Origin of the sequence: Gulosibacter hominis (genome assembly GCF_904842695.1) — a bacterium.
Lineage (GTDB): Bacteria > Actinomycetota > Actinomycetes > Actinomycetales > Microbacteriaceae > Gulosibacter > Gulosibacter hominis.
The window spans coordinates 60,758-87,654 of the sequence record NZ_CAJGWQ010000002.1 but is presented as its reverse complement, the minus strand read 5'-3'; the positions used below and the strand labels follow the sequence as shown (position 1 = coordinate 87,654).

Here is a 26,897-nt window from a genome sequence, read left to right as displayed (position 1 = left end):
CAGCAGGGGATGCAGGGGGACGCAGGGGTACGGCAGGGCCAGCAGGGCTCGCCAGCAGCTGCAGAGATGCAGGGGGCGGCAGGGCTGGTAGGCACGGCAGGGCCAGCCCAGCCGGCAGGGAAAAGCGGGAGGGCCACGCACTACGCGCGGCCCTCCCGGTTAGGCGATCGCTAGCGAGCGACCGAACCGTCCGTGTAGTCGTCATCGGTTGACGACCACGAGAACAGCTTGCGCAGTTCGTGACCGGTCTTCTCGATCGGGTGACCTTCGCCCTCAGCACGCAGCTTCTTGAACTCCGGCGCGCCCGCATCCTGGTCGTCGATGAAGCGCTGCGCAAATGCACCCGACTGGATGTCGGCGAGCACTGCCTTCATGTTTTCCTTCACGCTCGGGTCGATCACGCGCGGGCCCGAAACGTAGTCACCGTACTCGGCGGTGTCGGAGATCGACCAGCGCTGCTTCGAAATACCGCCCTCCCACATGAGGTCGACGATCAGCTTGAGCTCGTGCAGCACCTCGAAGTAAGCGATCTCGGGCTGGTAGCCAGCCTCGACCAGGGTCTCAAAGCCGTACTGCACCAGCTTCGAAGTGCCACCGCAAAGCACAGCCTGCTCACCGAACAGGTCGGTTTCGGTCTCTTCGGTGAAGGTGGTCTTGATGACACCAGCGCGGGTGCCGCCGATGGCCTTGGCGTACGACTTGGCGGTCTCCCAAGCGCTGCCCGATGCATCCTTCTCAACGGCGATGATGTCGGGGATACCGCGCCCGGCAACAAACTCGCGGCGCACGGTGTGGCCGGGAGCCTTCGGCGCCACGAGAATCACGTCGACACCCTCGGGCGCCTGAATGTAGCCGAAGCGGATGTTGAAACCGTGTGCGAAGGCAAGGGTCTTGCCCGGCGCCAGGTTCGGCTCGATGTCAGCCGCGTAGAGCGAACGCTGGGTCTGATCGGGGGCGAGGATCATGATCAGGTCGGCCCAGGCGGCAGCGTCAGCGTTCGACTTCACCTCAAAGCCGTCCTCCTGCGCCTTCTTCACCGACTTCGATCCGTCACGCAAACCAATAACCACCTCGACGCCCGAGTCGCGCAGGTTCATCGCGTGCGCGTGGCCCTGCGAGCCATAGCCGATGACCGCGACCTTCTTGCCCTGGATGATCGAGAGGTCGGCGTCGTTGTCGTAGTAGATCTCTGCCATTTGCTGTGCTCCTTGTAGTGTTCGATGTCTGTTGCGATAGCGAACGGTGGCCTATGCGCGGCCCACTCGTTCGGTGATGGACTTCGGCCCGCGCCCCACTGCGATAAGCCCCGACTGTACGAGTTCACGAATACCGTACGGCTCAAGCATGCGCAGCAGTGCCTGCACCTTACCGCTGTCACCGGTGGTTTCAATGACGAGCGAATCGTGCGTTACGTCCACGACGCGGGCGCGGAAAAGGTTGACCGCTTCAATCACCTCGGATCGTGTCTGCTTATCGACACGCACCTTGACGAGGATGTGCTCGCGTTCGACGGATGAGTCGGGTTCGAGCTCAACGATCTTGATCACGTTGACGAGCTTGTTGAGCTGTTTTGTGACCTGTTCGAGTGGAAAACTATCAACGTCAACAACGACCGTCATCCGCGAGAGGCCGGGCACTTCCGACTGCCCCACTGCGAGCGATGCGATGTTGAATCCGCGACGGGCGAAAAGGCCGGCAACTCGCGTGAGCAGACCGGGCTTGTCTTCCACCAGCAGCGAAAGGATGTGTTTCGGCATGCTTATTACTCCCCCTGGTATGCTGGGCTGGCGTCACGGGCGTACTGGATAAAGCTGTTCGACACGCCCTGCGGCACCATCGGCCAGACCATCGCATCGGCCGATACGACAAAGTCGATGACCACGGTGCGGTCGTTAGTTTCTAGCGCCTGTTTGATGGCGTCGTCGATCTGGTCTTCGTGTTCAACACGCAACCCGAGCGCACCGTAGGCTTCGGCGAGTTTCACGAAGTCGGGTACGCGAATCGACCCGTGCCCGGTGTTGAGTTCGGTGTTCGAGTAGCGGCCGTCGTAGAACAGTGTCTGCCACTGGCGCACCATACCGAGCGACGAGTTGTTGATGACGGCGATTTTGATCGGGATGTTGTTGACCATACAGGTGGCGATCTCCTGGTTGGTCATCTGGAAACATCCGTCGCCGTCGATCGCCCACACCACCCGGTCGGGCTGCGCCACCTTGGCGCCCATGGCGGCCGGAACCGAATATCCCATAGTGCCGGCACCGCCCGAGTTGAGGAATGATCCCGGCCGTTGCAGGGTGAGGAACTGTGCCGACCACATCTGGTGCTGGCCCACGCCCGTGGCGTAGATAGCTTCGGGTCCGGTGAGTTCGCTGATGCGTTCAATAACCTTCTGCGGTGCAATAAGCCCGTCAGTCGTGGGCGTGTAGCCGCGCGGGAACTCGGTGCGCAGGCCGTTGAGATAGTTCCACCACTGTTCGAGGTCGGCTCGTTCGGGGAATCGCTCGGTGCTGTAGGCCCGGTTGAGGTCGTTGAGCACCTCGCGGGCATCCCCCACGATGGGCACGTCGGCGAGGCGAATCTTGGAGATTTCGGCGGGGTCGATATCGACGTGCACGATCTGGGCGTTGGGAGCGAATAGCTCGGCCTTGCCGGTGACGCGGTCGTCGAATCGCGCACCGATTGCGAACACCAGGTCAGCCTCTTGCAGCGCCAGCACCGCCGGAACGGTGCCGTGCATCCCCGGCATACCGAGCATTTGCGGGTGGCCGTCGGGGAAAGCACCGCGGGCCATAAGCGTGGTCACCACGGGCGCGCCGGTGCGCTCGGCGAATTCGATGAGCTCGGCGGATGCGCCGGCGCGAATGATGCCACCACCGGCATAAATCACGGGTTTGGATGCTTGGGCAATTGCTTCGCAGGCGGCCAGGATCTGCTTGCCGTGCGCCTTGGTGATGGGCCGGTAGCCGGGCAGATCAACCTTCGGCGGCCAGTGGAATTCAAACTCGCCCTGCTGCGCATCCTTCGTGATGTCGACCAGCACCGGGCCGGGACGGCCGGTTCCCGCGAGTTCGTAGGCGGCAGCCAGTGCCCCCGGAATTTCTTCGGCCGATTTCACCATGAATGAGTGCTTGGTGATCGGCATGGTGATGCCGACAATGTCGGCCTCCTGGAAGGCGTCGGTACCCATGAGTGTTGAGAACACCTGCCCGGTGATCGCCAGCATCGGCACCGAGTCCATATACGCGTCGGCAAGCGCCGTCACCAGGTTGGTTGCGCCCGGCCCCGAGGTGGCGATGCACACGCCAACCTTGCCCGATGCCGTGGCGTAGCCCTCGGCGGCGTGCCCGGCGCCCTGTTCGTGGCGCACAAGCACGTGGTTGATCGTGCGTGCATCGAGAATCGCGTCGTATGCGGGCAGGATGGCGCCGCCTGGCAGACCGAACACATCCGTCACCCCAAGCAGCTCGAGTGACCGAACAACCGCCTCGGCGCCGGTGATGCGCTCGCCGATACCTGCCTTGTCAGCTTCAGTTGACATGAACTATCTGCATTCCTGATCGTTAGTCGAATATTGCGGATGCACGCACCGGTTAGTGGCTGCCAACGTGTGGTGTCGACAGCACCGGATGCGTTATCCCGTAATCGCGCCCTCTGACGCCGAACGCACGAGCTTGGCAAATTTCGTCAAGACGCCGCGCGTGTATCGCGGAGGAAGCGGTTCCCAGCCCTCTCGCCGGGTGGCAAGCTCGGCCTCATCAACGAGTAGGTCGATGGTGCGAGCTGCAATGTTGACCCGAATCAGATCGCCGTCGCGCACGAATGCGATCGGACCTCCATCCGATGCCTCTGGGGCGACGTGGCCGATGCACAGGCCGGTTGTGCCGCCCGAGAATCGTCCATCGGTCAAGAGTAGTACATCCTTGCCGAGGCCCGCACCCTTGATGGCTGCGGTGATGGCGAGCATCTCGCGCATACCGGGGCCACCCTTGGGGCCCTCATAGCGAATCACGACGACATCGCCGTGTTTGATTTCACCGCGGGTGAGCGCATCCATTGCCTCACGTTCGCGCTCGAACACGCGCGCCGGGCCCTCAAACACCTCGAGGTCAAAACCGGCCGATTTGACGACCGCGCCCTCGGGTGCGAGCGAACCCGACAGCACCGATAGGCCACCGGTTGCGTGAATGGGGTTGTCGAGCGTGTGGATGACCTCACCGTCGAGCGGGTCGGGGTTGAGTTCTTCGAGATTTTCGGCAACGGTTTTGCCGGTGCAGGTGAGCGCATCACCGTGGATGAGCCCCTCGTCGAGCAGTGCCTTCATGACCACCGGGATACCGCCGACGTGATCGATGTCATTCATGACGTATTTGCCGAACGGTTTCATGTCTGCCAGGTGCGGGACGCGGTCGGCGATGCGGTTGAAATCGTCAAGGGTGAGGTCGACTTCGGCCTCACGGGCGATGGCAAGCAGGTGCAGCACCGCGTTGGTTGACCCACCCATGCACATCACCACTGCGATGGCGTTTTCAAACGCCTTCTTGGTGAGGATATCGGCGGTGGTGATCCCCAGACGCAGCTGGTTAACAACCGCTTCACCCGATTTGCGCGCGTAGTAGTCGCGGCGACGGTCGGCCGACGGCGGCGCGGCTGATCCGGGAACCGACAGCCCGAGCGCCTCGGCCACAGCCGCCATGGTGTTGGCGGTGTAAAAACCACCGCAGGCACCCTCACCGGGGCAAATGGCTTCTTCGATCTTCTTGCGATCTTCCTCCGACATGAGTCCGGCCTTGCAGGCTCCGACCGCTTCGAACGCGTCGATGATGGTGACATCGTCTTTGACGGTGCCGTCCGAAAGGCGCACGTGACCGGGCATGATGGTGCCGGCGTAGAGGAACACGCTCGGCAGCTTCAGGCGGGCCGCGGCCATCAGCATACCGGGTAGCGATTTATCGCAGCCGGCCAGCAGCACCGAGCCGTCGAGCCGCTCGGCTTCCATCACCACTTCAACCGAGTCGGCGATCACCTCGCGCGACACGAGCGAAAAGTGCATCCCCTCGTGCCCCATCGAAATCCCGTCCGACACCGACACGGTGCCGAATTGCAGCGGGTAGCCGCCGGCGCTGTGCACGCCCTCTTTAGCGGCCTGAGCAAGGCGGTCGAGCGAAAGGTTGCATGGCGTGATCTCATTCCACGAGCTCGCGACGCCAATCTGCGGCTTGTCCCAGTCGTCATCGCCCATGCCCACGGCACGGAGCATCCCACGCGCGGCCGTGGCTTCAATGCCGTCGGTAACAGCGCGCGACTTCGGTTTCATATCGATCTCGTGTTCGGCCATGAACCCAGTCTAGTCGCGCCAGCCGACACCCTCGCTCACCCGGCGTGATCGCTGTTGTCGGAGTCGGCTTCGCGCGCGGCAAGCGCGGCACGTTCTTCCTCAACGCCGGTGGCTCGCTCAGCACGCTGCACATCGTCGCGCAGTTCATCCAGCGCGAGATCTACACCGTCGTAGTGCCGTGAGCGATACCCGGCGCGAGCTAGCACAATGGATGCGGCGGGTGTGGTCAGCATTTGGAACACGATCACTAGCACCAGTAGCGGCACCAGCTCCCACTTGCCCTGCTGCAGGCCCAGGGCGATCAGCAGGTAGATCAATCCCGATGACTGCGGCTTTGACTGCGAGTGCAGCCGGGTCATGATGTCGTCAAACCGCAGCAAACCGATACCGGCGGTCAGCGACATGGCGGCTCCGGCGATCAGCAGAATGGCCGACAGCACATCCAGCCAAATATTTCCGCTCAATTTTTCCGCCTTCCAGCTCGCGAGGCAAAGCGCGCCACGGCGAGCGTGCCAACCGAGGCGGTCATCGCCAGCCCAACCACCAGCGGCAGCGTGTGCAGGTGGCCATTAATCACCATCTCGGCGATAAGCACGCACATCAGCACTGTGAGCAGTGTGTCGGATGCGGCCATCCGGTCGATAAGTGACGGGCCTCGCACAATGCGGATCACCGACAGGACGGCGGCGGCAGCAAAGCAGCTGCCGACGATCAGCGTCACAATCGTCACTGCCGTGGCGCTCATGATTCTTCCTCCCACTCGGTTTCGTGACGCAGTCGGTCGCGCTCAACCGCGGCTTCAAAAGAGCGCTGACGACGCGATGCCCACAGCGGCGGATACTCGTGCTCGGCCCGCCAGCGGTTGATGTGGTGGAGATCTTCGTGGCTGGCGAAGGCGAGCGCAATCGCATCCTCAATGCGATAGGCGGCCCGTCGCGCCGCAGCAATACCGTCGGGTCCTTCGGCCGCGAACTGGTGCAAATAGATGATGCCGCGGGTACGGTCAACGTCAACGACCACACTGCCGGGCACAAACATATTGATGAGGGCGGCAAGGGTGAGCAGCCAGTCGGAGCGGGCGCGCATCCGATAGGCGATGATTGACGCCTTCGGTTTTGGTTGCGGGCGAACGGTGAGCCATGCCACTTCGAGCGACGAGAGCACCACCCAGCCAATCACTCTGCCGGCGAGCACGATCAACCACAGCGGATGGACGCGCTCGATCAGCTGCACATTCGGCAGCTGGAACATCCCCACCACCAGCACCGAAAACACGATTCCGGTGACGATGCTGATCACATCAAACTGCCGCCAGAGGATCAACCACACGCACAGCAGCACAATCACCAGCGGCGTGAATGTGCGCAGCCGTGAGGTTGGTTTTGTGGCTGCATAATGCGGGGTCATGGTTTGATCCCCTCTTCATTAGTAACCGTTTGGATGTAGGCACCAGAGTCGCGCAGGTTTTCTCCCGCCTGGTCGGCGATTGTGAACAGCGGACCGGCAAAAACGGTGAGTGCCACGGTGACCGCGACCAGTCCCCCGGTGGCGAAGTTCATGAGTTTCGAATTATTGCGCTCGTCCCTGACGATATCCGCGTCGGGTTCTTCTTCGAGCACGATAGTCAGTGGCGATTCGACATCGCCGACTTCGTCGAGCTCGCGCCAGAACCCGAGGTTCCACACGCGGATCAGCGCGTAGAGTGTGAGCAGGCTGGTGATGGCGCCGGCGGCAATACCGACCCACACGAGCCACTGCGGCACCGCCAGTCCGGTGCCCTCGGCGCCGGCAATAAATAGCGCAACCTTGCCAAGGAAACCAGAGAATGGCGGGATGCCGCCGAGGTTGAGCATCGGGATAAAAAACAGCACCGCCACTGTGGGGGCGCGTTTGAGCATCCCGCCAAGGTGCGTGATCGTCGAGGTTCCGGCCACGCGTTCGATCAGACCGGTGACCAAGAACAGCGTCGCCTGCACCAAAATGTGGTGCATGATGTAGTACACCGTCGCCGACCAGCCACTCTCGGTGCCCAGCGCGATACCGAAAATCATGTATCCGATGTGGCTGATGAGCGTGAATGAGAGCATCCGGCGAATACCCGCCTGTGCCACGGCACCAAAAATTCCGACGAGCATCGTGGCAATAGCAACCACCATCAGCAGCACAGAAATATCGTTGGCCGCGAAGATGAGCGATTCGGTGCGCAGGATGGCGTACACACCCACTTTGGTGAGCAAGCCGGCGAATACCGCGGTGACCGGTGCCGGCGCCGATGGGTACGAGTCGGGCAGCCAGAACGACAGCGGGAAAAGCGCCGCCTTAATTGCAAACCCAACCAGCAGCATCAGGTGCAATACCAGTTGCACTTCGCTGGGAAGCGCACCCACTCGGGCTGAGATCGTGGCCATATTGACGGTGCCGGTGGCCGCAAAAATCATGGCGATGGCGATCAAGAACAGCACCGACGACACCAGCGAAACAATGATGTAGGTGACGCCAGCCCGGATGCGCGTCACGGTGCCGCCGAGGGTGATGAGCACGAAGCTCGCCACCAGCAGGATTTCAAAGCCCACGTAGAGGTTGAAGAGGTCACCGGCAATGAACGCGTTGTACACGCCCGCGGCCAGCACCAGGTAGGTGGGATAGAAGATCGAAACGGGGGTTTCTTCTTCGGTGTCTTCGTCGGCGTGGTCGACGTTGCCCTGCCCGATCGAAAAGACCATCACCGCCAGCAGCACGATGCTGGTGATGACGACCATGAGCGCCGAAAGCCGGTCGACGACGAGCGAAATACCGAACGGCGCCGCCCAGCCACCCACCTGCATCACCAGCGGTTGTCCGGTTGCCTGCACCGCCAGCAGCAGTGCGACCGCCACCCCGAGGCTGACCACCATGCTCAGCGAGGCAATCGCGATTTGCATCCGCCGGCGGCGCCCAGCGGTGAGGGTGAGGGCGGCACCGAAGAGCGGGGTCAGCACGAGCAGAGGAACGAGCGCGTTCATTTAAGCTCCTCCTCGTCAAGTGCGATTTCCTGGTCTTCCGGTGTGGGCGATTCTTCGTCTCCCGGTAGATGTTCGGGTTCGAAGTCGGTGTCGCCGGCGTCGTCGAGGTCGAACACCTCGTCGTCGGCTTCCACATCCACCTCGCGCAGCGAGACGTCCTCGTGGTCGTCAGCCACCACGTCGGCACGAGCCAGCGACCACGAGCGGTACAGCAGCGCCAGCATGAAGGCGGTGGTTGCCATCCCGATCACGATGGCGGTCAGGATGAACGCCTGCGGTAGCGGGTCGGTGTAGTCGACGGGCTCGGCACCCTCGGTGGTCAGCGGCGCCAGCCCCGGCTTCCCCGCGGTGAGGAAAAGCAGCAGGTTGGTGGCGTTGGCGAGCAGGATCACCCCGAAAATCATGCGGGTGACGCTGCGCTCGAGCAGCAGGTACACGCCGACGGTGTACATCGCCACCATGGCGATCAGAAGCGCAATATCGAGGCTCATCGTGCACCCCGCTTCCGTTTGCGGGGGCCACCAATGCGCACCATTTGGATGCGGCGGGTGATCGGTTCGTCGACCACGGGTTCGGCTCCGGGTAGTTCGCCCTCGTCGAGCACGGTCGCGCCGAGGTTGGTTGCGGCGAGGTTTTCATCCTCAGCCTGTGCGTCGAGTTCGGAACCGAGCGAGCGCAGGATGTCGAGCACCAGACCGATCACCACGAGGTACACACCGATGTCGAAGAACGTTGACGTAACGAGCACGAAGTGGCCGATTACCGGGATCTGCTGGTCGATCCAGAATGAGGTGAGCGGTGGGTAGCCGAAAAATATCGGCGTGATGACGGTGATCGCCACCGTCACGATGCCGATACCAAGCAGGCGACCGGCGTCAATGCGCACCGTGTAATCGAGCTCTTCCCGGCCACCGGCGAGATAGCGCGCCACCAGTGCGAGGCCCGCTACAACGCCGCCAGCAAAACCACCGCCGGGGTCGTTGTGCCCCGAGAACAGTAGAAATAGCGAGGCGATGAGCAGCGCGTGGAAAATCACCCGCACCACGATCTCGACGACGATCGAGCGCTGGTCGGGGCCGATGGTGTGCCCGGCAAGCAGCCAGCCGGCGCGCTGACGCTCAGCCTCGAGACGACGCTGCTTCGGTGTCAGGCGGGTGCGGGCGAGTTCGCGCTCGCGACGCGACCGGCGCGCATCCAAATAAATGAGGCTCGCGATACCGGTGGCCGCTGCCACCAGCACGAGCAGCTCACCCATCGTGTCCCAACCACGAATATCCACCAGCGTGACGTTTACGAAGTTGTCGCCGTGACCGCCCTTGACGGCGAGCTCTGGCAGCGCCAGCCCGTCGCTCGGGAATGCTCGTGAGCCGAGAGCGATGATGGCGACCAGCCCCATCCCGAGGCCGACCGCTGCGCCGATCGCCCAGCGCACCCAGCCGGGTAGGTTGCTGCCAAGATTTGAGTGGAGGGCGGGAAGCCGGCGCAGCACGAGCACAAACACGACCATCGAGATCGTTTCGATAAGCGCCTGGGTGGTGGCGAGGTCGGGGGCTCCCGAAAGCGCGAAAACGGCCGCCATCGCGTAACCGGTGACGCCCACCAACACCATCGACTGGAACCGTTTTGTTGAGACCGCGGTGGCGAACGAGGCGATCAGGATGATCACCAGCACCACGACGCTCCACCACGGCGTTCGCAGTGTGAGGTCGAGCTCAGCGAAATCAACCCGGGCCGCGCTGATCACGATTGACAGCACCGAGACACCAAAAATCCACGCGAGGTACACCGGCAGCGAACCGCGCTGAATCATCGCGGTGACGCGGGCTGCCCCGCGGTCGACCAGGCGCATCACCAACCAGTAGGTCTTTGAGCCATCAACCCACGCGGGCACGAGCGCCTGGATGCGCGCCACGGTGCCGCGACCCGCGAACATCATCACACCAAACAGCAGCGTGAAGGCCGATACCGCCAGCGCCGGTTTCCAGCCGTGCCACAGCGCCAGGTGGGCAAGGTCCCAGGAGTCGAGCGCTGGAACCGAGTCGGCATACACGGCAATGAGCCGGTCGATCCACTGCACGGCCGCCAGCGGCAGCACCACGGTGGTGGCAACGAGGGTGCCGATCACCACACCGTCAATTGCGGATGCGGGAGCCAACTTAGTTTCGGCAAGTTCGGGGTCGGGTTTGCGTGCAAAAGCACTGTAGAGGAACCGCAGCGTGTAGGCCACGGTAAAGATTGAGCCGATAGCGGTGCCCACCAGCGCCACAAGACCCCAGGTATCCCCGGTGCTGATGGCATCAAAAAACGCACCGAACGCGGCCTCTTTTGCGACGAAACCCCACAGCGGCGGCAGCCCCGCCATCGACGCCGCGGCGATCACCGCAAACGTGGTGAGTACCGGCATGGCGCGGCCGACTCCCGAGAGTTTGCGAGCGTCACGGGTACCGGCACGGTGGTCGATCGTGCCGACCACAAGGAAGAGTGCGGCCTTGAACAGCGCGTGCGCGATCACCATCGCAACCGCCGCGAGCGCCGCATCCCTGGTGCCAAAACCGGCGATGGTCATCATGAAGCCGAGCTGCGAAACCGTGCCGTAGGCGAGTATGAGTTTGAGGTCGAACTGCCGCAGCGAGCGCCAACCGCCCACGAGCATGGTGAACACGCCGATAACGATGAGCGTTTCGCGGAAGCCGCTGATTTCACCGAAGCTCGGCAGCAAGCGCAGCACGAGATAAATACCGGCTTTCACCATTGAGGCGGCGTGCAAATAGGCAGACACCGGTGTGGGTGCGGCCATTGCGCCGGGCAGCCAGAAGTGGAATGGCACGAGTGCCGATTTAGATGCTGCGCCCACCAGCACCAGCACCGCGGCGGTGCGCACGAATGGCGAATCAGGTAGCCCTGCGGCGACGATCTGCTGCAGTGAAGCGGTGCCGGCCGCCCAGTGCACCATCACGACCCCCACCAGCATGGCGAGGCCACCGAAGGTGGTGACCAGCAGCGCCTGCATGGCCGAACCGCGCGCGGCCCGGCGGCCCGTGTAATGGCCGATCAGCAAGAACGACAACACACTCGTGGCTTCCCAGAACACGAACATGAGGTAGATGTTGTCGGCGGTCACCAGCCCCAGCATCACCCCGGCAAAGCCGAGCAGCACCGCAGCGAAGCGGCCGCGCCCCGGTTCATCGGTGCTGAAGTAGCTGGCGCAATAGGCCAGTACGAGCGCCCCGATCACCGTGACGATCATCGCGAATATCCAGCTGAGGGCGTCGATGCGGAAGCTCAAATTGATGTCGAGCTGTGGAATCCACGGCACGTGCTGCTCGTAGACGCCACCTGCAATGACGGTGGGGGCGAGGGTGGCGAGCCAGATTGCAGCGGCTGCTGAAACCACACTGGCGATGATGAAAGCACCGTTGCGGGGGATGTGGCGCAGGGCCGGCATGCTGATGCTTGCAATCAGGAAAATCCCGAGCCAAGCCAGCATGAACACCCCGTTCCTCGTGTTACTCACAACATCCTAACGGTTCGATGCAACCGCATGATTCGGTCGTCAGTTCGCTCTACGCGAATGCACGGTATCCATCCCGTGGGCGACGTACGCTGAGGGCATGGAGCGCTTTCGGGTCTATTCGGATGGTCGCCAACAGACGGTCGATTCGGCCGCAGATTTTTTGGCCAGGATGCGGTCAGACAGCATTGATTTTGGCTGGATTGACCTCACCCTCGACGACACCGAGACGCTGTCGCGTCTGGCCGACGAGCTCGATTTGCATCAGCTTGCCGTCGAGGATGCACTGAACACACACGAGCGCCCAAAAATTTCACGATTTTCTACCCACCTGCTGATGACGCTGTCGGCCGCCAGGCTCGAAGAATCACACGAGGTGCAGCTGGCGCGCTGCACCACGTTTTTGCTGCCAAAACTGGTGGTGACGGTGCACGAAGACGATTTTCCGATGGCCGAAGTGGTCGCCCGGCTCGAGGCCAACGACGATCTGATCAGCTGTGGCACCGGTTATATCGTGTGGGGGCTGCTCGACTGCGTGGTTGACGGCCACGTCGACGTGTTGGCCGAGGTGAGTGACCACACCGATGAGCTCACCGCGCTGATGTTTGACGATGCCCGCGCAACATTTGAGGTGCAAAAAACCGCGTTCGTGCTGCGCCGCTCGGTGCAGCGGATGCAGCATGTCACGCTGCCGCTACGCGAGGTGGTGAATACGCTGTTGCGCAGCGATTCGCGCGTGGCGGTGCGCGGTCTCGAACCCTATTTCAGTGATGTGTACGACCACACCCTGCACTCGGCCGCGTGGGCTGAGGGGCTGCGCGATCAGATCAGCATGATTCTCGAAACGAATGTGGCGTTGCAGGGCAACCAGATGAACGAGGTGATGAAAAAAGTCACCTCGTGGGCCGCGATTATTGCGGTGCCCACCGCGATCACCGGCTACTTCGGGCAGAACGTCGAGTTTCCCGGGTTCGGGTCGGTGGAAACCTGGTGGGTGTCGAACGCGCTGCTGGTGGTCATGGGTGTGGGGCTGTATTGGCTGTTTAAGCGCAGCAACTGGCTGTGAAGCGCAGCAACTGGCTGTGATCGATCGGTGGTTTAGCGCGCGGGCACCAAGCTGTAACCAAGCACCCGTAGGCTGCGCGGGATGATTCAACTTGGCATGAGCACCTCGTGCACTTTCGGCAAACCGCTCGACACCTCGTTCAAAATCGCTAAACGCGCCGGTTTTGACGGGATCGAAATCATGGTGTCGACCGAGGCCGCCACTCGTTCGGCTGCGGCGATTCGTGCGCTGTCACGCAAACACGATCTGCCGGTGCTGGCGATTCACGCTCCCGTGCTGTTTTTTACGCAGTTTGTGTGGGGCACGAACCCCACCATGAAACTCGAACGTTCGGTAGATCTGGCCCGCGAGGTGGGTGCTGATGTGGTGGTTGTGCATCCGCCGTTTCGTTGGCAGACCACCTATGCGCAGAAGTTTCTTGAAATTATTCGCCGGCTCGAACGCGGTTCGGGAGTCGCGCTCGCGGTCGAAAACATGTTTCCGTGGTACGTGGGAGGTAATGGCACCCGCATGTATGCCCCGGGCATCAACCCGATCGAGATGGATTGCGACTCGATCACGATTGATTTTTCGCATGCCGCACTGGCGGGCCAAAACTGTCTTGAGATGACTCGGGATGCAGCCCACCGGCTGCGGCACATCCATCTGTGTGATGGCCAGGCTCCCGGGTCGAGCGGCAAAATTTTTGACGAGCATCTCGCGCCGGGCGAGGGTGGACAACCGGTTGCCGAGGCGCTTCAGTATTTGCGTGACACGCAGTGGTCGGGACATGTGGTTGCTGAGGTGAACACGCGCGGTGCCAAATCGGAAACCGAACGCCTACGCATCCTGCGCCGCACGGTTGAGTTTGCGCGCCGTAACCTGGGGCAGATTTAACCGGCCGTAGCCTCGCCAGGCGTTTCGCTGTCGTCATCGGGTCGCGGCGGCTGCCAGTCACGCGCCATCCAGAGCGGAATCGCAGCGCACAGCACAATAGCCGCCGCGATAACGAGGGTTAACAGGGGTTCGACTGCGGCAACGAGAAAACCTCCGAGCAGGCTGGCAGCTGGCATCACGCCGATGGTAATCACCGTGATTGCAGCGGTTCCACGGCCCAATTGCTCGGGCTCAATTACGAGGGCGGGAATACCAGAGCCCAAAACATTGCCCACAGTAAACCAGAGCGAAAATAAGAAGGCACCCGCTGCCAGTACCCAAAACCCGTAGTCGGGTATGAGGATTGCTGCTGGTGTAATAAGTGCGCTCAGCCCAGCGAGACCAACTGCCAAGAGTTTGCCCCGCACCTCGGTGAAACGAGTACGTAGCGGTGTGACCATGACGGCACCAACAAGCCCGCCAAGAGCTGTGGCGACGCCGATTAGCGGAATGTTTCCTGGCTCCACCCCCACGTAGTCAAGGGCAAAGTAGATCAGTGCGACAGCACTCACCATGGTCGCACTATTGGCAAGTCCGTTTGAGAGCACCACGGCTGAGAGACCCCGTGTCGTCAGCACTCGGCGCACGTTCCAGGCCGATTTGGTGTCGTTCGTGGCACGTTTTCGAGTGGCCTGCCCCGTATGGCGCTTGGGGATGAGCATGCCGAACGTAACTGCGCTGATGAAGTACCCCAGTATCCCGCAGATGAAAACGGCCGGCTGCGACAGCAGCCGCAGCAAACCGCTCACCAGGGCGGGGCTGCCGACTCTTGCGATGGCGCTTGCTGACTCGACTCGTTGCATGGCTTCGGGCACGTGTTTGCGCCCGACAATATCCGGCAAGAGCGCCGCCCGCCCAGTGTTGAAAAGTGCATCACCGAGCCCCAAGAGCGCCATCCCCACTAGGAAGAGTGCTGCCGACATGACGCCGGCGAGCAATCCGATTCCTAGGAATGAAATGATGCAGATTCTTAGTAGGTTTCCGATCAAGAGTGCCCGGCCAGGGCCCATTCGGTCAACGGCTGCCCCGATTTGTTTTGCAAAAAGAAGGAACCACAGAAAAGGCATGGCGTTGAGCAAGCCAAGGAGCTCAGACTGCATGCTCAGCACCGTGACAGCAATCAACGGAGCTAGCGAGCGGACGAGGTCGTCACTCGCCCCCTCACCGAGACTGGCCACAAATATTCGCTTCATCTCTTGGCTGCCTTAAAACCTACGCGCTGAATCCGCCTGCTCGCTAAATGGGCCTGCTCGCTAAATGGGATTGTGGACAGGCTTATATTTCGACCCACCGGATTTCTTGCGATGCCGACCGGTCATGACGGTGCAGTAACCCCCTGACATCGTGTTTCCCCTTTGAAATAAAACCAGTCTTCGAGTGTGCAGCCTACACCCCCCTCCGAATCAGCTGATACGTCGTGCCCTCCGCAGCACAGCCACACATGGCTAACAGTGGGATAAGCGGAGCAGCTGCCCAACCCCCGCGCCCAGATTCCACAACAAATGACCCTGTTAGCGGCAAATGACCCTCCTACGACAGGGTCACTTCGCAGTAAGAGGGTCATTTGCTGGTGGAGGCAGCGACAATAGGTGGAGGCAGCGACAATAGGGCGACGCCCTGCGGCTAGGCCTTCAACCGTGCCGCAATACCATTCTTGGGTTCGGCGACGAGCGCGGTGACTTTTGCTTTTCGACGGCTGCCAATCGCCACCGCCGTGATCGCCAGCGCGGCAAGCGTCACCAGAATCAACCCGGCCGCCGCAGCCACCACCGTTGCCGCATTACCGCCGGCATAGATCGCCTGCAGGCCCGTCGAGGTCTGCCCAACGGGCAAGAACATCGACACCGAGCCAACCCACGGCGCCCGCCACTCAAACGGAATCACGCCGCGCAGCGTCAACAGCTGTAGCAGCAGCACACTCAGCGACACGATCGCCGCATTACGCCGCGCCCAGAACACTGCAAACATCAGGTGGAGCGCCGAGGATGCGAAACCAGCCAGCAGCGCGAATAGCAGCGTTCCGCCGATCGCCTGCGCCGGAACATCCATCACCAGATGCGCCAGCGCGGTAAGTGCCAGCGCCACAATCATCACCGGGGTAAACACCCGGCGGATACCCGCAATGAGGATGCCCATATTTGAAACGCTCGAATCGAGCAGATCATCGGTGAGCATCCGGCGCCGAATCGCGGTCACAAAACCGGCAACCCAAGCACCCACCGGCACCAGCATCGCGGCGAGGATGCCACCAAAACCGGGGTTGTGGGTCACGGTGCTGGTGCTCTGCACCGGCTGCGACACCATCTCGGCAAACCGATCCGTGTCGCTGATCGCGCTGCGCGCCTGGTCGGCACCGTCCTGCAGCGATGACTGCATCTTGCCGGCGCCGTCGTGTAGCTGATCGATACCGTCCTTAATTTGGCCGCTGTTTTCATCCAGTTGCTGAGCACCGTGAGCGAGCTGATCAAGACCGCTCGACAGCTCGCCAGTACCGTCTGCCAGCTGCGAGGTGCCGTCGACCAGCTGCCCGCCGGCGCCCGAAAGCTGCTGACCGCCGCTGCTGAGTCGGTTGGCGCCACCCTGCAACTCACTACCGCCATCGGTGAGCTGGTTACCGCCCGACACCAGCCGGTCACCGTTGCTCGCCAGCTGCGAGCTACCGTCGGCCGCCTGTGTCACTCCGTCCGCGAACTGGTTGAGCCCACCAGACAGCTGTTTCAACTGCGGGCCGGCATCCGATAGCTGCGCGAGAGCCTGGTCGGCTTCGTCGAGGAACTGTCGAACATCCCCCGGGTTGAAGCTGCCCGTTTGCAACTGTGCGATGAGGGTGTCAACCGATACCGTGCATTCGGCCTGCAAATCTGGATCGGTGATGCGCTCGCAGATGCCGTACAGTTCGCTCGCGTCGAGCTCCGAGAGCCGATCGAGCACACCCTCAACCTGCCCCAGCTGCTCACGCACCCGGTCGACACTGCCTGAGATGCCGCCAAGCCGATCGGCCACCGAGTCAATTCGACCGCTGGCATCACGCAGCTGATCGGCACCACCGGCAAGCTGCTGCAGCCCGCCATCGAGTTGCTTCACCCCGTCGACATACTGCTTCACGCCGCCGACATATTCGTCGACCCCGCCCACATACCGGTCGACACCGCCCGCGAGCTGCGAGGCACCGTCAACATACTGTTCAACGCCGTCGACATACTGCCGCGCACCACTGTCAAGATCGCGGGCACCACCGGCGAGCCGACCGGCGCCATCCGCGCTCTGTCCGGCACCATCAGCCAGCTGCGCCGTGCCATCGGCGTACTGGTCAAAACCGTTGCCGAGCTTGCCGGCCCCATCTGCCAGTTTTCCGGCGCCATTGGCTGCCTGCTGCAACCCATCCGCCGACTCGTTCACACCATCGGCAAGCCCAACCGCAATCTGGTTGGTGATGTCCTGACCAAATTCGGCAATCATTCCGTCGAAGATTTGCTGGGTGACCTCGCCGGTGCGGTAGTCGTGCGCCTGACTGGTCACCATCTCGACCTTTGCGGGCTTGGGGTCACCGGTGCTCGCCGAAACAACCGACTCGGAGAAGTCCTTGGGGATGGTCACCACCACATAGGCGCTGCCCTCGTCGAGACGTTGCTGCGCCGTTTCGGGGTTTGCCAGCTGCCAGTCGTACTGACCGGCGTTGTCGGGGTTGGTCAACCAGCTGACCAGCAGCCGGCCGGCCACCACCTGCGTGGTCGAACCGTCCTTATTGATCTGTTCGACCATCTCGTCATTGTTCACAATCAGCGCGGGCACCCGGCCCGACGCCTCAGAAGTGCTGGAAACCGACTGCGCACCCACCAGAACCAGGATGATTGGCAGCAGGATCGCCAGTAGTAGGTTGCGCACACGCGCTGATACAAATTGATTCTTGGTGGCCATTAGCGCAGCTCCTTTCCGATCAGCGCAAGTTCACGCGACTCACGCTGATGCGTTGAACGTGCGAGCGCGGTTTGGGTGGAGTGAAGGTTGAGATGACTGCCGCACACCACAACGGTGACAAGTTGGCCAGAGCGTTGGTTGACGGCGAGCAGGTCGATCGCGCGCACAATATCGGCGATCAATGACTGGGTGGATGCGCTCCCCAACTGGCCGAGATCCACAACGAGCACCTCGGGTTGCTCGGCGAGCGCGATGCTCAGTTGTGCCACCGCTCGTGGCAGCGGTTCGAGTAGTTCAAGGCGGCTGGAGCGGTCGAGCCGGAGCGTTTCGCCCAGCTCGGCGAGCACCTCGTTGGCGCGCTGCAGAGCCGCGTTTGTTGCCGCTGCCGGGGCCTCGGAACGGAACATTCGGGTGGCGAAGGCACCGTGACGGGCAAGTAGCTGTCCGAGGTCAAGGTCACGGCTGCGGTCGTCGAGGTTACCGAGGTCAACACGGGTTACGCGCGAGACGAGTGCGGGCGAGTCGCCGGGCAGTGACCGCCCGAGCACATGCCCCGAACCGCTCCCCTGCTCGAGGCGGCCGGCAATCGTGTCGGCGAGCAGTTTCCGATCGAGCGGGTCGCCACTGGCGAGCAGGATGCCGCCGGCTGGCAGTTCGACATCCAGCGGTTCGGTGCCGCGTTTACCCGCCCGCAATTGCAGCTGATCGAAAGCAATACCTGACGAGTGTTCGGCCGCCCAGCGGGCTGCATCCAGGTGCTCGCGCAGCTGTTCACCCTCAATATCGAGGTTCGGAAGCTTGCGCTCGAGCCACTTGGGAAGCGTCCAGGCGCGATCGCCGAATAGCGTCATCAGTGCCGGAACGAGCGTCATCCGCACCAGGAAGGCGTCGAAGAAGATACCGACAGCCAAGCCGAAGGCGATCACCTTGATCACGCCCGCACCCTCGGGCACGAAGGCCGCGAACACGAAAAACATGATCAGTGCCGCGGCAGTCACCACACGTGCGGCACCGGCGAAGCCCTCTTCAATGGCTTCGCGGGCCGTGTGCCCGTGCACGTACGATTCACGCATCCCCGAAACCAGGAACACTTCGTAGTCCATCGCCAACCCGAACACGATCGCCAAGAGCAGCACCGGTAGGAAGGCGATGATTGGTCCGGGCACGATGCCGAGAATTTCGCCAACCACTCCGTCTTGGAATACCAGCACGGTGAGACCGAACGCGGCGAAGGCCGAGAGCAGGAAACTTACCGCGGCTTTGATCGGCACCAGCAGCGAACGGAACACCATGGTCAACAGCACCACGCTGATGCCAACCACCACGCCGGCGAATGGCAGCAGCGCGCCGTTGAGGCGGTCGGTGATGTCGATCTGCACGGCGGTCATACCGGTCACCGAGCTGACGGCGTTGTAGTTGTCTTCAATCTGCGGTGCCAGGTCGCGCAGTCGCTGCACCGTGTCCATGGTTGCCGGGTCGTCGGGCCCGGTGGTCGGGATGACCTGGATGATGGCCGAGTCGACGGTCGGGTTTGGCAACGCATCCCCCGCCAGCTCAACGCCATCGACAGCGGCAACCTCGTCACGAATCTTTTCGAGGTCGTCGACCAGTGTGTCGTTGTCCATCTGGGTGATGTCGAGCATCACGAGCAGCGGGCCGTTCGTTCCCTCACCGAAGTGCTCGGTCACGATGTCGTAGGCGTCGCGCGCGGTGTTGCCCTCGGCCTCACCCTTACCGCTCGGCAGCGAAGTCTGCATGTGCAGGGCGGGAAGTGCGGCTACGGTGAGCAACCCGATGACGAGCAGCACGAATAGGATCGGTGCGCGCATCACGAGGCGAACCCAGCGTCGACCCATGGTCGGCCGTTTGTTCTGGCCGGTTTCGCGTTTCCACGCTCGCGAGCCCTCGCGGGGGCGCAGCCGCTCACCGGCGATGCCGAGCAGCGCTGGCACCAGCGTGAGTGAGACGAGCATCGCCATAAACACACCGGCCGCCGCGGCAATACCCATCACCGACAGAAAAGGAATGCCGACGATGGTGAGCCCGAACAGTGCCACCATCACGGTTGCACCGGCGAACACCACTGCCGACCCCGAGGTGCCGGTTGCGAGCGCCGCCGACTCGCTGGCTTCCATTCCGGATGCGAGCTGTTTGCGATGGCGAGAGATGATGAATAGGGCGTAGTCGATACCGACGGCGAGACCAATCATCACCGCCAGCATCGGGGTGGCACTCGACACGATGACGAATCGGGTGATGAATAGCAGCACGCCCATGGTCACCCCCACCGAGGTGATCGCGGCGGCCAGCGGCATACCAGCTGCCGCCACCGAACCGAAGGCGACAAACAGCACCAGAGCGGCAAATGCCACGCCCACCAGCTCGGTGGCGGTGAGACCGTACTCGAGGTTTTGGTACAGCATCCCGCCGTATTCGACCTTGAGGCCGTGGTCTTTCAGCTGATCGGCGACCTCCCGCACCTGGTCGGCGGGTTCTTCAAGCTGGTCTTTCGAAACCGATTCGAATTGCACCTGGATGATCGCGGCTTTGCCATCTTCAGACAGCGTGCCGGTGGCGTATTCGCTATAGGGGTCGAGTGCCTGTTCAACTCGCGGCACTTCTTCGATCTGTTTCGCGATGTCGTTGAGCTCGTCGCGATAGTTGTCGATGCTGTCGGATGCGGCCACCACTACCTGCGCGCTCTCGCCGGCAACCTGCGGGAAAACCTGTTCGAGCCGGTCGAGCGCATTCTGCGACTCGGTGCCGGGGATGTCGAAGCTCTCTTCCATCTGGCCGCCGAGCGTCAGACCCAGCGTGAGCGCGGCTGCTAGTAGCACCAGCCACGCCGACAGCACCTGCCAGTGGCGTCGATATGAAAAATGCCCGATTCGGTAAAGAAGCAGAGCCATTACGCCTCCTGGGTCTGGTGGTGGTCGGTGGTTTCGGATGCGGGGCTCACGAGGCTGCGCAGCAGCTGCGCGGCTATATCGGGACTGAGTTCAACACCGGGCGAAACGGGTGGTTTGGAGTGGCTGTGACCGCTGAGCGCCTCAGATACCAGCACGAACGCAATTCCGGTCATGGCGACCGTCACTCGCAGCAGTGCGGTGTCATCACCGGGGGCGTACACCTGGGCGGCGAGTTCGAGCAGTTCTTGGATACCGGTGAGTGAATAATCCTCGGGAAGCGCGTCGTGGTAGAACAGCAGCGCCGCCACGCCATACGGGTTGGCGGCAACCACGTCGACGATTGTTTGCAGCAGATCGTCGAGATTTCCGGTTTCATAGTCGCGAATCACCTGGGCAGCTTGCTCGTCGACCCCCTCACAGGCGGAGGCGAGCAGGCCCTGCTTGCTGCCGAAGTGATAGATGACATTTTGTTTGGTGCACCCGGCACGCCCGGCAATATCTGCCAGTGACGAGCCCAAAAATCCTTTTTCGGCAAACTCCTGGAGCGCAATTTCTCGGATGCGCTCGCGCAGCTCACTACTGTCGCTCAACCAAGTTCCTTCCGTCTTGAGCGCTGCTGTTTCGCGGCAAACGGCGACCGGCCACCGTTTGGCACCGACACCGCTTTACCCCATCCACTTACCGACCGTAAAGGATGACCGACCAAATAGTAGCGGACACCCTTACCGGTCGTAAAGTGAACTTTCAGCAACTTTCAAGCACCCGGCGCACCCGGCGGCCATTCAGCCCGCTGCATCCCCCGCCGATTAAGCTGAGCACATGCGCAAATTTCTGCTGAATGGTGGCATCATCAGCGCCACCCTCGGACTTCTCCCCCTCCTAAAAAAGACCTCAGATGACCGCAGTCGATCGGCAAAAATCGCCGCCTGGCTCGCATGGAGTGCCACGCTCCTCGCCGCGGTAGCCGCGGTACGCGAAGAGGTTGTTGAAGAGCGCGAGCGCGAAGAAGAGTCTCAAGCTGACCTTTAGGTGACCTTGAAAAACACGCCACCACTCCGCGTGGCGGGGTAACGGCGCACCCAATTTCCCCGTAGTCTGCAGACTGAAGTGTCACATTAGGTCGAAGGAGGGGCTCGTCATGTTCGGCTGGTTCCGCAATCTCGCGAATCGTGCGTCGGCGACCGAAGCAACACCGCCGGCCCACAACGAATCCACCACTCCCGCACCCTCGGTGCCCGAAGTTGCGCGCCCACAGCGCGAGACGCTGACACCCACTGCACCAGCCGTAGCCGCAAACGAACCGGCAAATGAACCGGCTAGCGAACCGCAGCAGCTCCCGGCAGTCGATGCACCGACACCCGCCCAAGCTGCGGATGCAGAACAAACTCGCCGCGCCCGCCGCGCCGCACTCACCCAGGGGGATGAACTCACCATCGAGGCGCCGAGCGAACCGGTAGCCGAAGCCCCCAAGGGTACCGAGGCCCCGGCCGAACGACGCGGCATTGTGGCGGCCCCCTCGACCCAGCCGGCCATGCCCATGAGTGCGCACCCCAACTTTGCCGGGCTCGAGCTGGCCCGCTGGACCGACAATGGCCCGCAGCTGCTCGACCCCGAAGCCGCGCTCAGCCCCGAGATTCAACGCGAACTGTTCCACCTGTTCGACGACCTGTTCGGCCCCACCGGCCGCTACCGTCTCGAGTGGCGCACCGACCGCCAGCCGGGTGACGACGCCATGTTCGCTGAAATGCTCACCGTCGACCTCGTGCGTCGCGTACAAAACGCCATCGCCGATACAGCCGAGCTGGAGCGCCCTGAGCCACTCCCTGAGCTCACCGCACGACGCCACCAGCATCCACACGGAGACTCTGAACTGCGGCAGGCAAGCTAGCGACGACAAAACGATGGCCTCGCACTCGATTGAGTGCGAGGCCAAACTCTTGGATGCATCCGGTCGCGCTAATAACGGAAGGCCAGGACGAATGCCTCGCCCATACCCACTCCGATCATCGCAATCACGATGAGATACCAGAGGGCCACAACAACCCAGGCCCACTGCCCCAGCCGTTCACCGAGAGACACTGCCCCCTCACCAAACACGCCATGCCCGAGGTTTGAGATCGTCACGAGCGTCACCAGCGGAATGGTGAATGTCCAGATGATCATGCACCACAGGCAGAGCTTGCCGAGGTCAAAAACCGAAAAAATCTGCAGATAGGTGATCATTGCGGCGGCACCAATCAGCCCGAGCTGCAGCCCGATGAAATACCACCTGGGCAGTTTTGCGCCGGCGAGCAGCACAACACCGGTGGTAATCACCACGGTGAATGACACGAGGCCAACGATCACGTTCGGGAAGCCAAAAATAGCTGCCGCGTTCGAAAGCATCGCCGGACCGCAGGTAATGAACGGGTTGATATCGCAGATGAGCGCCGCATCCTTATCGGTGAGCAGATGCAGGTACTCGAGGTTGAGCATGAAGCTCGCGAGCAGCCCCGCGACACCGCACACCACCAGCACCCAGCCGATTGTGGGGCGTTGCAAGAGCTTTGGCAGTTCGGCCGGCTTGGTTACGGCCGCAGCTTCTCCCGTCATTCGTCCGAGCCCTGCGTCTGGCCCGCTGATGTTTCGGTAGCGGCAGGAGTCTCGGTGGCAGACTCGCCATCCTCGGAGGGCTTCGAAGTCTCGGTCGGTTCAGCCTTCGCCTTCGCTTCTTCTTCGCTCAACCCGTCAAGCAGGTATTGGATCGTGGCGGGTGACGGCAGGTTTTGCAGCAGTTCGCCGTTGAGGCCGATGCTTGGCGTACCGCGCACACCGCTGGAGCGGGCATCACGAGTGCGGTCGAGGATCCACCAGTTGTAGTTCCCCTCTTGGATGGCTTCAATAACCCCCGAGTTGGTCACCCCGAGGCCCTGCAGATGCGTTGCGTAGTCGGCTTCGCTCCACGCAACCTGCGTCTGCGGTGCCACCTCGAACAGGTCGTCCACGAACTGATAGAACTTTGCCGGCTCGGCTTCAGTCGCTGCAGTCATTGCCGAAGCGGCACGCATCCCGTAATCGTCAACGAAGCGGATGAAGTGGTACCGCACCTTGATCTTGCCGTCGCCGATGAGCTGCTGATACGTCGAGTCCATTGCCTTGTGATACTCACGGCAGTGGGGGCATGAAAAATCGAGGTAGTACTCGATGGTGTCGGGAGCTTCCTGCTTACCGACGGTTACGCCGTCATTATTTAGCGCGATCGGCACCTCAACGTCCTTGCCGGCGGTATTTGTCACCTTGACATTGCCCGAGGCCTCGGGAACGTGACGGTTACCGAACCACTGCGGCGCCATGATCGCAAAGCCAACGATGATCGCAACGACGACCAGGGCGCCGACGATCGTCCCCACCTGGGCGATCATCCGCTGGCGACGTTTTTTTGCTTCGGCCTGCTGTCGCAGCGCGTTTGCCTCTTCACGAAGGCGGCGGATTTGGTCGCGGTCATTTTTGGCCATTGCGGGTGAAATTCCGTTCGTTTAAAAATTGTGAGTCGATTATTAGGCGATGAGGCGGGCAGCAACCCGGTTCTGCATTTGCCCGTAGGGGTCAAGGTCGTGGCAAATGTGCAAGAAGTCACTAAACCGTGGCATGACGTGGGCCGCTTCAGCACCGGTAACCGTGTTGAACCGGCCCCAGTTCGGCAGACCGCCGAGCCACAGCAGCAGGTCTTCAACCTCGGCCAGTGCGGCACGGTCTGCCGCCGGCACCGTTACCGCTACGGCGACCATTTCTCGGCGGTAGGCGGCCGAAGCCCAGGCATTGTCCGGAGCAACCAGACTGATGCGCACCCGTGCGGAGCCGAGCCCGCGGTGGCCACGGGCGAATTCTTGCAGCGCCTCAACCACGAACGGCATCCGAGACGGTGCAATATAGAACTCGGTGGTGGCATCATCCAGCACCGCGGGCAGTTCGGTCTGCTCACCGAATCGGTCAAAGCGGTTCGCCGCACGAGTGAGTACCGGAGCGAGGAAGGGCAGGCGGCGAGCCACCGCCTCACGGAACCGGCGGAAACGGCCCGTTTTTCGCTTGGGCTCAGCAGCGGTGAGTTCCGCGCGCTTTTCGGCGGCGACCGCCGGCTGCGTCGATTCGTCGCTGTACCAGCCCACGGTGAGGTGCGCTTCGGCTCCCAGTGGCCGCCAGTCGACACAGTAAAAATCGGTCTTGTTGCGTGCCTCAGCCAGCTCGTACACAAGCTCGTTGATGTTGCGCTTGCGCTGACGCAGCTCGAGACCAACGTAGGGACGCACCTTAACGGTCACGGTCACAGGCACCCCGAGGGCACCGAGTGAAAGCTTTGCCGCCGACCAGAACTGGGCGTCACGGCGTTCGTCGATATTGCGCAGCTGGCCGTCAATCGTAACCAGGCCAATCCCAGCGATCGCACCCGAAAAAATTGGTTCGGCGGGGTTGAGGCCGTGGGCACCGGTGCTGGCGGCACCGGCCAGCGTGAGGCGCCCGTCGGCTGGGGAGCCAACCAGGTCGAGCCCCTGCTTGCGCAGCAGCTCACGGGCGTCGCGCACGGTGGTGCCGCTGTAAAACGTCACCGTATTGGCGGCGGCGTTCGTGTCGACGACGCCGGTGAGCGCCGAAATGTCGAGCGCGAGGTGGGCTTTTTTGGTGGCCGCGGGGAAACCGGCACCGACCACCGCGATGGTCTCGCCCGCATCCCGAGCCGCCAGCACCTCGCCGATCACGGCAGCCAGGTTGGCCGGGCGCACGGTACGAGCACCGGCGATAGCGACGTCACCGCCCCGCTGCTGAACGAGACTTGTATTTGCCGAAACTGTCAAAGACACCACGGGGGCTCCACCTTCCTGCTGTTCGTTCTATTCTGACTGATCCCGCCGAAAACGCGGCACAGAATCGACATTTGCACCGACGCTGTGATGATGCTAATATTCATAGGTCGCTCACGCGACGAACTGCGCCTCTAGCTCAATCGGTAGAGCAACGGACTCTTAATCCGTGGGTTCAGGGTTCGAGTCCCTGGGGGCGCACACGCAAGCCCGAATCAATGCATTCGGGCTTTTTTGTTTTCCCAACCGCCCGCCCAATCATTCAGCAAGCCCGCGAGACAATGGCGACGAGTGTCCGCCACTCCACAACACCGTCGCCAACGATTAAGGAGTCGAAGTGACTGAACCTATCCGCCTTCAGGCCGGAGACACCGCCCCCGCTTTCACCCTCACCGACCAGGACGGCAACACGGTCAGTCTGAGCGATTTCGCCGGCAAGAGGGTCGTGCTCTACACGTACCCCCGTGCGTTCACCCCCGGATGCACCACCGAGGCCTGCGATTTCCGCGATAGCGAGGCGCGCATCACCGCCGCCGGTTATGAAGTGCTCGCACTCTCAGCCGACCCCGTCACCAAACTCGCCGATTTCAAACAGGAATACGAACTCCCGTTCCGGCTGCTGAGCGACCCCGGCCACGAAGTGCAGGCCACCTACGGTGCCTACGGTGAAAAGAAAAACTACGGCAAGACCGTGATCGGGTCGATTCGCTCCACCTTCCTCATCGACGAAGAAGGCAAAATCATCGAGGCGCTCTACAACGTGCGAGCCAAGGGGCACGTCGACCGGGTACTCAAACTGCTCGAAAAATAAACCAACCGGCCGCGTTAGCGCCCCGGCGCATCGTCGGGGCGCAACCAGGCCGTCACCCGCGGGTTAAACACCAGGATCAGGCCGCATAGCGACACCGCTGCCAGCACCCAGCCGACCGCATCCGCCATATCTCCCTGCAACACCACAACCGCAGCCGCCACCTGCAGCACCTGCCACATGAGCGTGAAGCTGCGCGTCCAACTCTGCCGGCGCACGATCCCCACCAGCGCAGCGATCAACGCGGCAACAGCGATCACCGCGATCACCACCAGCCCGATCGATGAGGCCAGCGAATTTGGCGTTTCGGTCATGAGCTCAACCACGAGCAGCCCGGCCACAAACAGCATGAATAGCGCCTCTGCTGCGACCACCAGCCCCAGCAATCGAACCGGAACTGGCGAGTTGACAAATGCCGGAAGATCAGTTTCGGGTTCGTTTCCGGGATGCACTGGCAAAAAATTTCCTTGATCAGAGCGTGGTTGCGTGGCAAGATAATACTTCAGATCAGGGCAGCGACTGCTGAATAACCGCCGAGAGCGCAGCGCGCAGCCACGTTCGCCCCGCAGCAGCGTGACACGTTGTGCACAGCTGCCGC

Annotated in this window: 23 protein-coding genes and 1 tRNA gene; 6 read left to right on the top strand and 18 right to left on the bottom strand. The window is 62.1% G+C overall.

All coding sequences use genetic code 11. From position 1 onward, the window contains the following. Positions 1-170: 170 nt before the first annotated feature. The 10 genes from ilvC to JMV54_RS02630 all read right to left on the bottom strand — a co-directional run bounded on the left by ilvC (position 171) and on the right by JMV54_RS02630 (position 11,824). Positions 171-1,196, bottom strand: a complete 1,026-nt coding sequence (gene ilvC, locus JMV54_RS02675) for a ketol-acid reductoisomerase (protein ID WP_201517363.1) — start codon at positions 1,194-1,196, stop codon at positions 171-173. Positions 1,197-1,247: 51 nt separating this feature from the next. Then, positions 1,248-1,757, bottom strand: coding sequence for an acetolactate synthase small subunit (gene ilvN / locus JMV54_RS02670; RefSeq protein ID WP_201517362.1), 510 nt, complete (start codon positions 1,755-1,757; stop codon positions 1,248-1,250). Positions 1,758-1,762: 5 nt separating this feature from the next. Next, entirely contained in the window at positions 1,763-3,538 is a 1,776-nt protein-coding gene (locus tag JMV54_RS02665) for an acetolactate synthase large subunit (protein WP_201517361.1), read from the bottom strand. A gap of 93 nt (positions 3,539-3,631) precedes the next feature. Beyond that, the gene (ilvD, locus tag JMV54_RS02660) at positions 3,632-5,335 is read right to left on the bottom strand and encodes a dihydroxy-acid dehydratase (protein ID WP_201517360.1); all 1,704 of its coding nucleotides are present in this window, start codon (positions 5,333-5,335) and stop codon (positions 3,632-3,634) included. A 35-nt stretch (positions 5,336-5,370) separates the two neighbouring features. Next, a complete protein-coding gene (gene mnhG, locus JMV54_RS02655) occupies positions 5,371-5,799 on the bottom strand; it encodes a monovalent cation/H(+) antiporter subunit G (RefSeq protein WP_201517359.1) in 429 nt (142 codons plus the stop codon). Then, a complete protein-coding gene (locus JMV54_RS02650) occupies positions 5,796-6,080 on the bottom strand; it encodes an MrpF/PhaF family protein (RefSeq protein ID WP_201517358.1) in 285 nt (94 codons plus the stop codon). Before JMV54_RS02650 ends, mnhG begins: the two co-directional genes overlap by 4 nt. Then, positions 6,077-6,742, bottom strand: a complete 666-nt coding sequence (locus JMV54_RS02645) for a Na+/H+ antiporter subunit E (protein ID WP_201517357.1) — start codon at positions 6,740-6,742, stop codon at positions 6,077-6,079. Before JMV54_RS02645 ends, JMV54_RS02650 begins: the two co-directional genes overlap by 4 nt. Then, a complete protein-coding gene (locus tag JMV54_RS02640) occupies positions 6,739-8,337 on the bottom strand; it encodes a Na+/H+ antiporter subunit D (RefSeq protein WP_201517356.1) in 1,599 nt (532 codons plus the stop codon). Before JMV54_RS02640 ends, JMV54_RS02645 begins: the two co-directional genes overlap by 4 nt. Beyond that, a complete protein-coding gene (locus JMV54_RS02635; RefSeq protein ID WP_201517355.1) occupies positions 8,334-8,828 on the bottom strand; it encodes a Na(+)/H(+) antiporter subunit C in 495 nt (164 codons plus the stop codon). The genes JMV54_RS02640 and JMV54_RS02635 overlap by 4 nt, the downstream gene beginning before the upstream one ends. Continuing rightward, on the bottom strand, positions 8,825-11,824 hold the full coding sequence (locus JMV54_RS02630) for a Na+/H+ antiporter subunit A (RefSeq protein ID WP_201517354.1): 3,000 nt from the start codon (positions 11,822-11,824) through the stop codon (positions 8,825-8,827). Before JMV54_RS02630 ends, JMV54_RS02635 begins: the two co-directional genes overlap by 4 nt. Before the next feature lie 124 nt (positions 11,825-11,948). On the opposite strand from JMV54_RS02630, the gene JMV54_RS02625 reads away from it, so the two are divergent. Both JMV54_RS02625 and JMV54_RS02620 read left to right on the top strand, forming a co-directional pair. Next, positions 11,949-12,914 carry a magnesium transporter CorA family protein gene (locus JMV54_RS02625; protein WP_201517353.1) on the top strand — a complete coding sequence of 322 codons (966 nt, stop codon included), beginning with the start codon at positions 11,949-11,951 and terminating at the stop codon, positions 12,912-12,914. Between the two features lie 81 nt (positions 12,915-12,995). After that, positions 12,996-13,790: a sugar phosphate isomerase/epimerase family protein gene (locus tag JMV54_RS02620; protein WP_201517352.1), complete on the top strand. Its 795-nt coding sequence runs from the start codon at positions 12,996-12,998 to the stop codon at positions 13,788-13,790. Here the strand turns inward: JMV54_RS02620 and JMV54_RS02615 are convergent. The 4 genes from JMV54_RS02615 to JMV54_RS02600 all read right to left on the bottom strand — a co-directional run bounded on the left by JMV54_RS02615 (position 13,787) and on the right by JMV54_RS02600 (position 21,246). Beyond that, positions 13,787-15,022 carry an MFS transporter gene (locus tag JMV54_RS02615; RefSeq protein WP_201517351.1) on the bottom strand — a complete coding sequence of 412 codons (1,236 nt, stop codon included), beginning with the start codon at positions 15,020-15,022 and terminating at the stop codon, positions 13,787-13,789. The two genes, JMV54_RS02620 and JMV54_RS02615, sit on opposite strands and share 4 nt — an antisense overlap. A gap of 430 nt (positions 15,023-15,452) precedes the next feature. After that, entirely contained in the window at positions 15,453-17,747 is a 2,295-nt protein-coding gene (locus tag JMV54_RS02610; protein ID WP_201517350.1) for a YhgE/Pip domain-containing protein, read from the bottom strand. Beyond that, the gene (locus JMV54_RS02605; RefSeq protein WP_201517349.1) at positions 17,747-20,656 is read right to left on the bottom strand and encodes an MMPL family transporter; all 2,910 of its coding nucleotides are present in this window, start codon (positions 20,654-20,656) and stop codon (positions 17,747-17,749) included. The genes JMV54_RS02610 and JMV54_RS02605 overlap by 1 nt, the downstream gene beginning before the upstream one ends. Beyond that, positions 20,656-21,246, bottom strand: a complete 591-nt coding sequence (locus JMV54_RS02600) for a TetR/AcrR family transcriptional regulator (protein ID WP_201517348.1) — start codon at positions 21,244-21,246, stop codon at positions 20,656-20,658. The genes JMV54_RS02605 and JMV54_RS02600 overlap by 1 nt, the downstream gene beginning before the upstream one ends. A 229-nt stretch (positions 21,247-21,475) precedes the next feature. Here JMV54_RS02600 and JMV54_RS02595 point away from each other — a divergent pair, with 229 nt between their 5' ends. Beyond that, complete coding sequence (locus tag JMV54_RS02595; protein WP_201517347.1) at positions 21,476-21,685, top strand: hypothetical protein; 210 nt, start codon at positions 21,476-21,478, stop codon at positions 21,683-21,685. Between the two features lie 109 nt (positions 21,686-21,794). Further along, positions 21,795-22,544 carry a hypothetical protein gene (locus JMV54_RS02590; protein ID WP_201517346.1) on the top strand — a complete coding sequence of 250 codons (750 nt, stop codon included), beginning with the start codon at positions 21,795-21,797 and terminating at the stop codon, positions 22,542-22,544. 68 nt (positions 22,545-22,612) lie between these two features. On the opposite strand, the gene JMV54_RS02585 is transcribed toward JMV54_RS02590, so the two are convergent. Genes JMV54_RS02585 through JMV54_RS02575 form a run of 3 tightly spaced genes read right to left on the bottom strand, consistent with a single transcriptional unit; the run spans position 22,613 to position 25,494 of the window. After that, positions 22,613-23,248: a vitamin K epoxide reductase family protein gene (locus JMV54_RS02585; RefSeq protein ID WP_201517345.1), complete on the bottom strand. Its 636-nt coding sequence runs from the start codon at positions 23,246-23,248 to the stop codon at positions 22,613-22,615. Beyond that, positions 23,245-24,150 carry a DsbA family protein gene (locus JMV54_RS02580; protein WP_201517344.1) on the bottom strand — a complete coding sequence of 302 codons (906 nt, stop codon included), beginning with the start codon at positions 24,148-24,150 and terminating at the stop codon, positions 23,245-23,247. Before JMV54_RS02580 ends, JMV54_RS02585 begins: the two co-directional genes overlap by 4 nt. A gap of 42 nt (positions 24,151-24,192) precedes the next feature. Then, complete coding sequence (locus JMV54_RS02575) at positions 24,193-25,494, bottom strand: FAD-binding protein (protein WP_201517343.1); 1,302 nt, start codon at positions 25,492-25,494, stop codon at positions 24,193-24,195. A gap of 125 nt (positions 25,495-25,619) precedes the next feature. Between JMV54_RS02575 and JMV54_RS02570 the strand changes: the two genes are divergently transcribed. Next, positions 25,620-25,692, top strand: a tRNA-Lys gene (locus tag JMV54_RS02570). A 136-nt stretch (positions 25,693-25,828) separates the two neighbouring features. Next, positions 25,829-26,302, top strand: a complete 474-nt coding sequence (bcp, locus tag JMV54_RS02565) for a thioredoxin-dependent thiol peroxidase (protein WP_201517342.1) — start codon at positions 25,829-25,831, stop codon at positions 26,300-26,302. 14 nt (positions 26,303-26,316) lie between these two features. On the opposite strand, the gene JMV54_RS02560 is transcribed toward bcp, so the two are convergent. Then, on the bottom strand, positions 26,317-26,751 hold the full coding sequence (locus JMV54_RS02560) for a hypothetical protein (RefSeq protein ID WP_201517341.1): 435 nt from the start codon (positions 26,749-26,751) through the stop codon (positions 26,317-26,319). Positions 26,752-26,897: the final 146 nt, after the last annotated feature.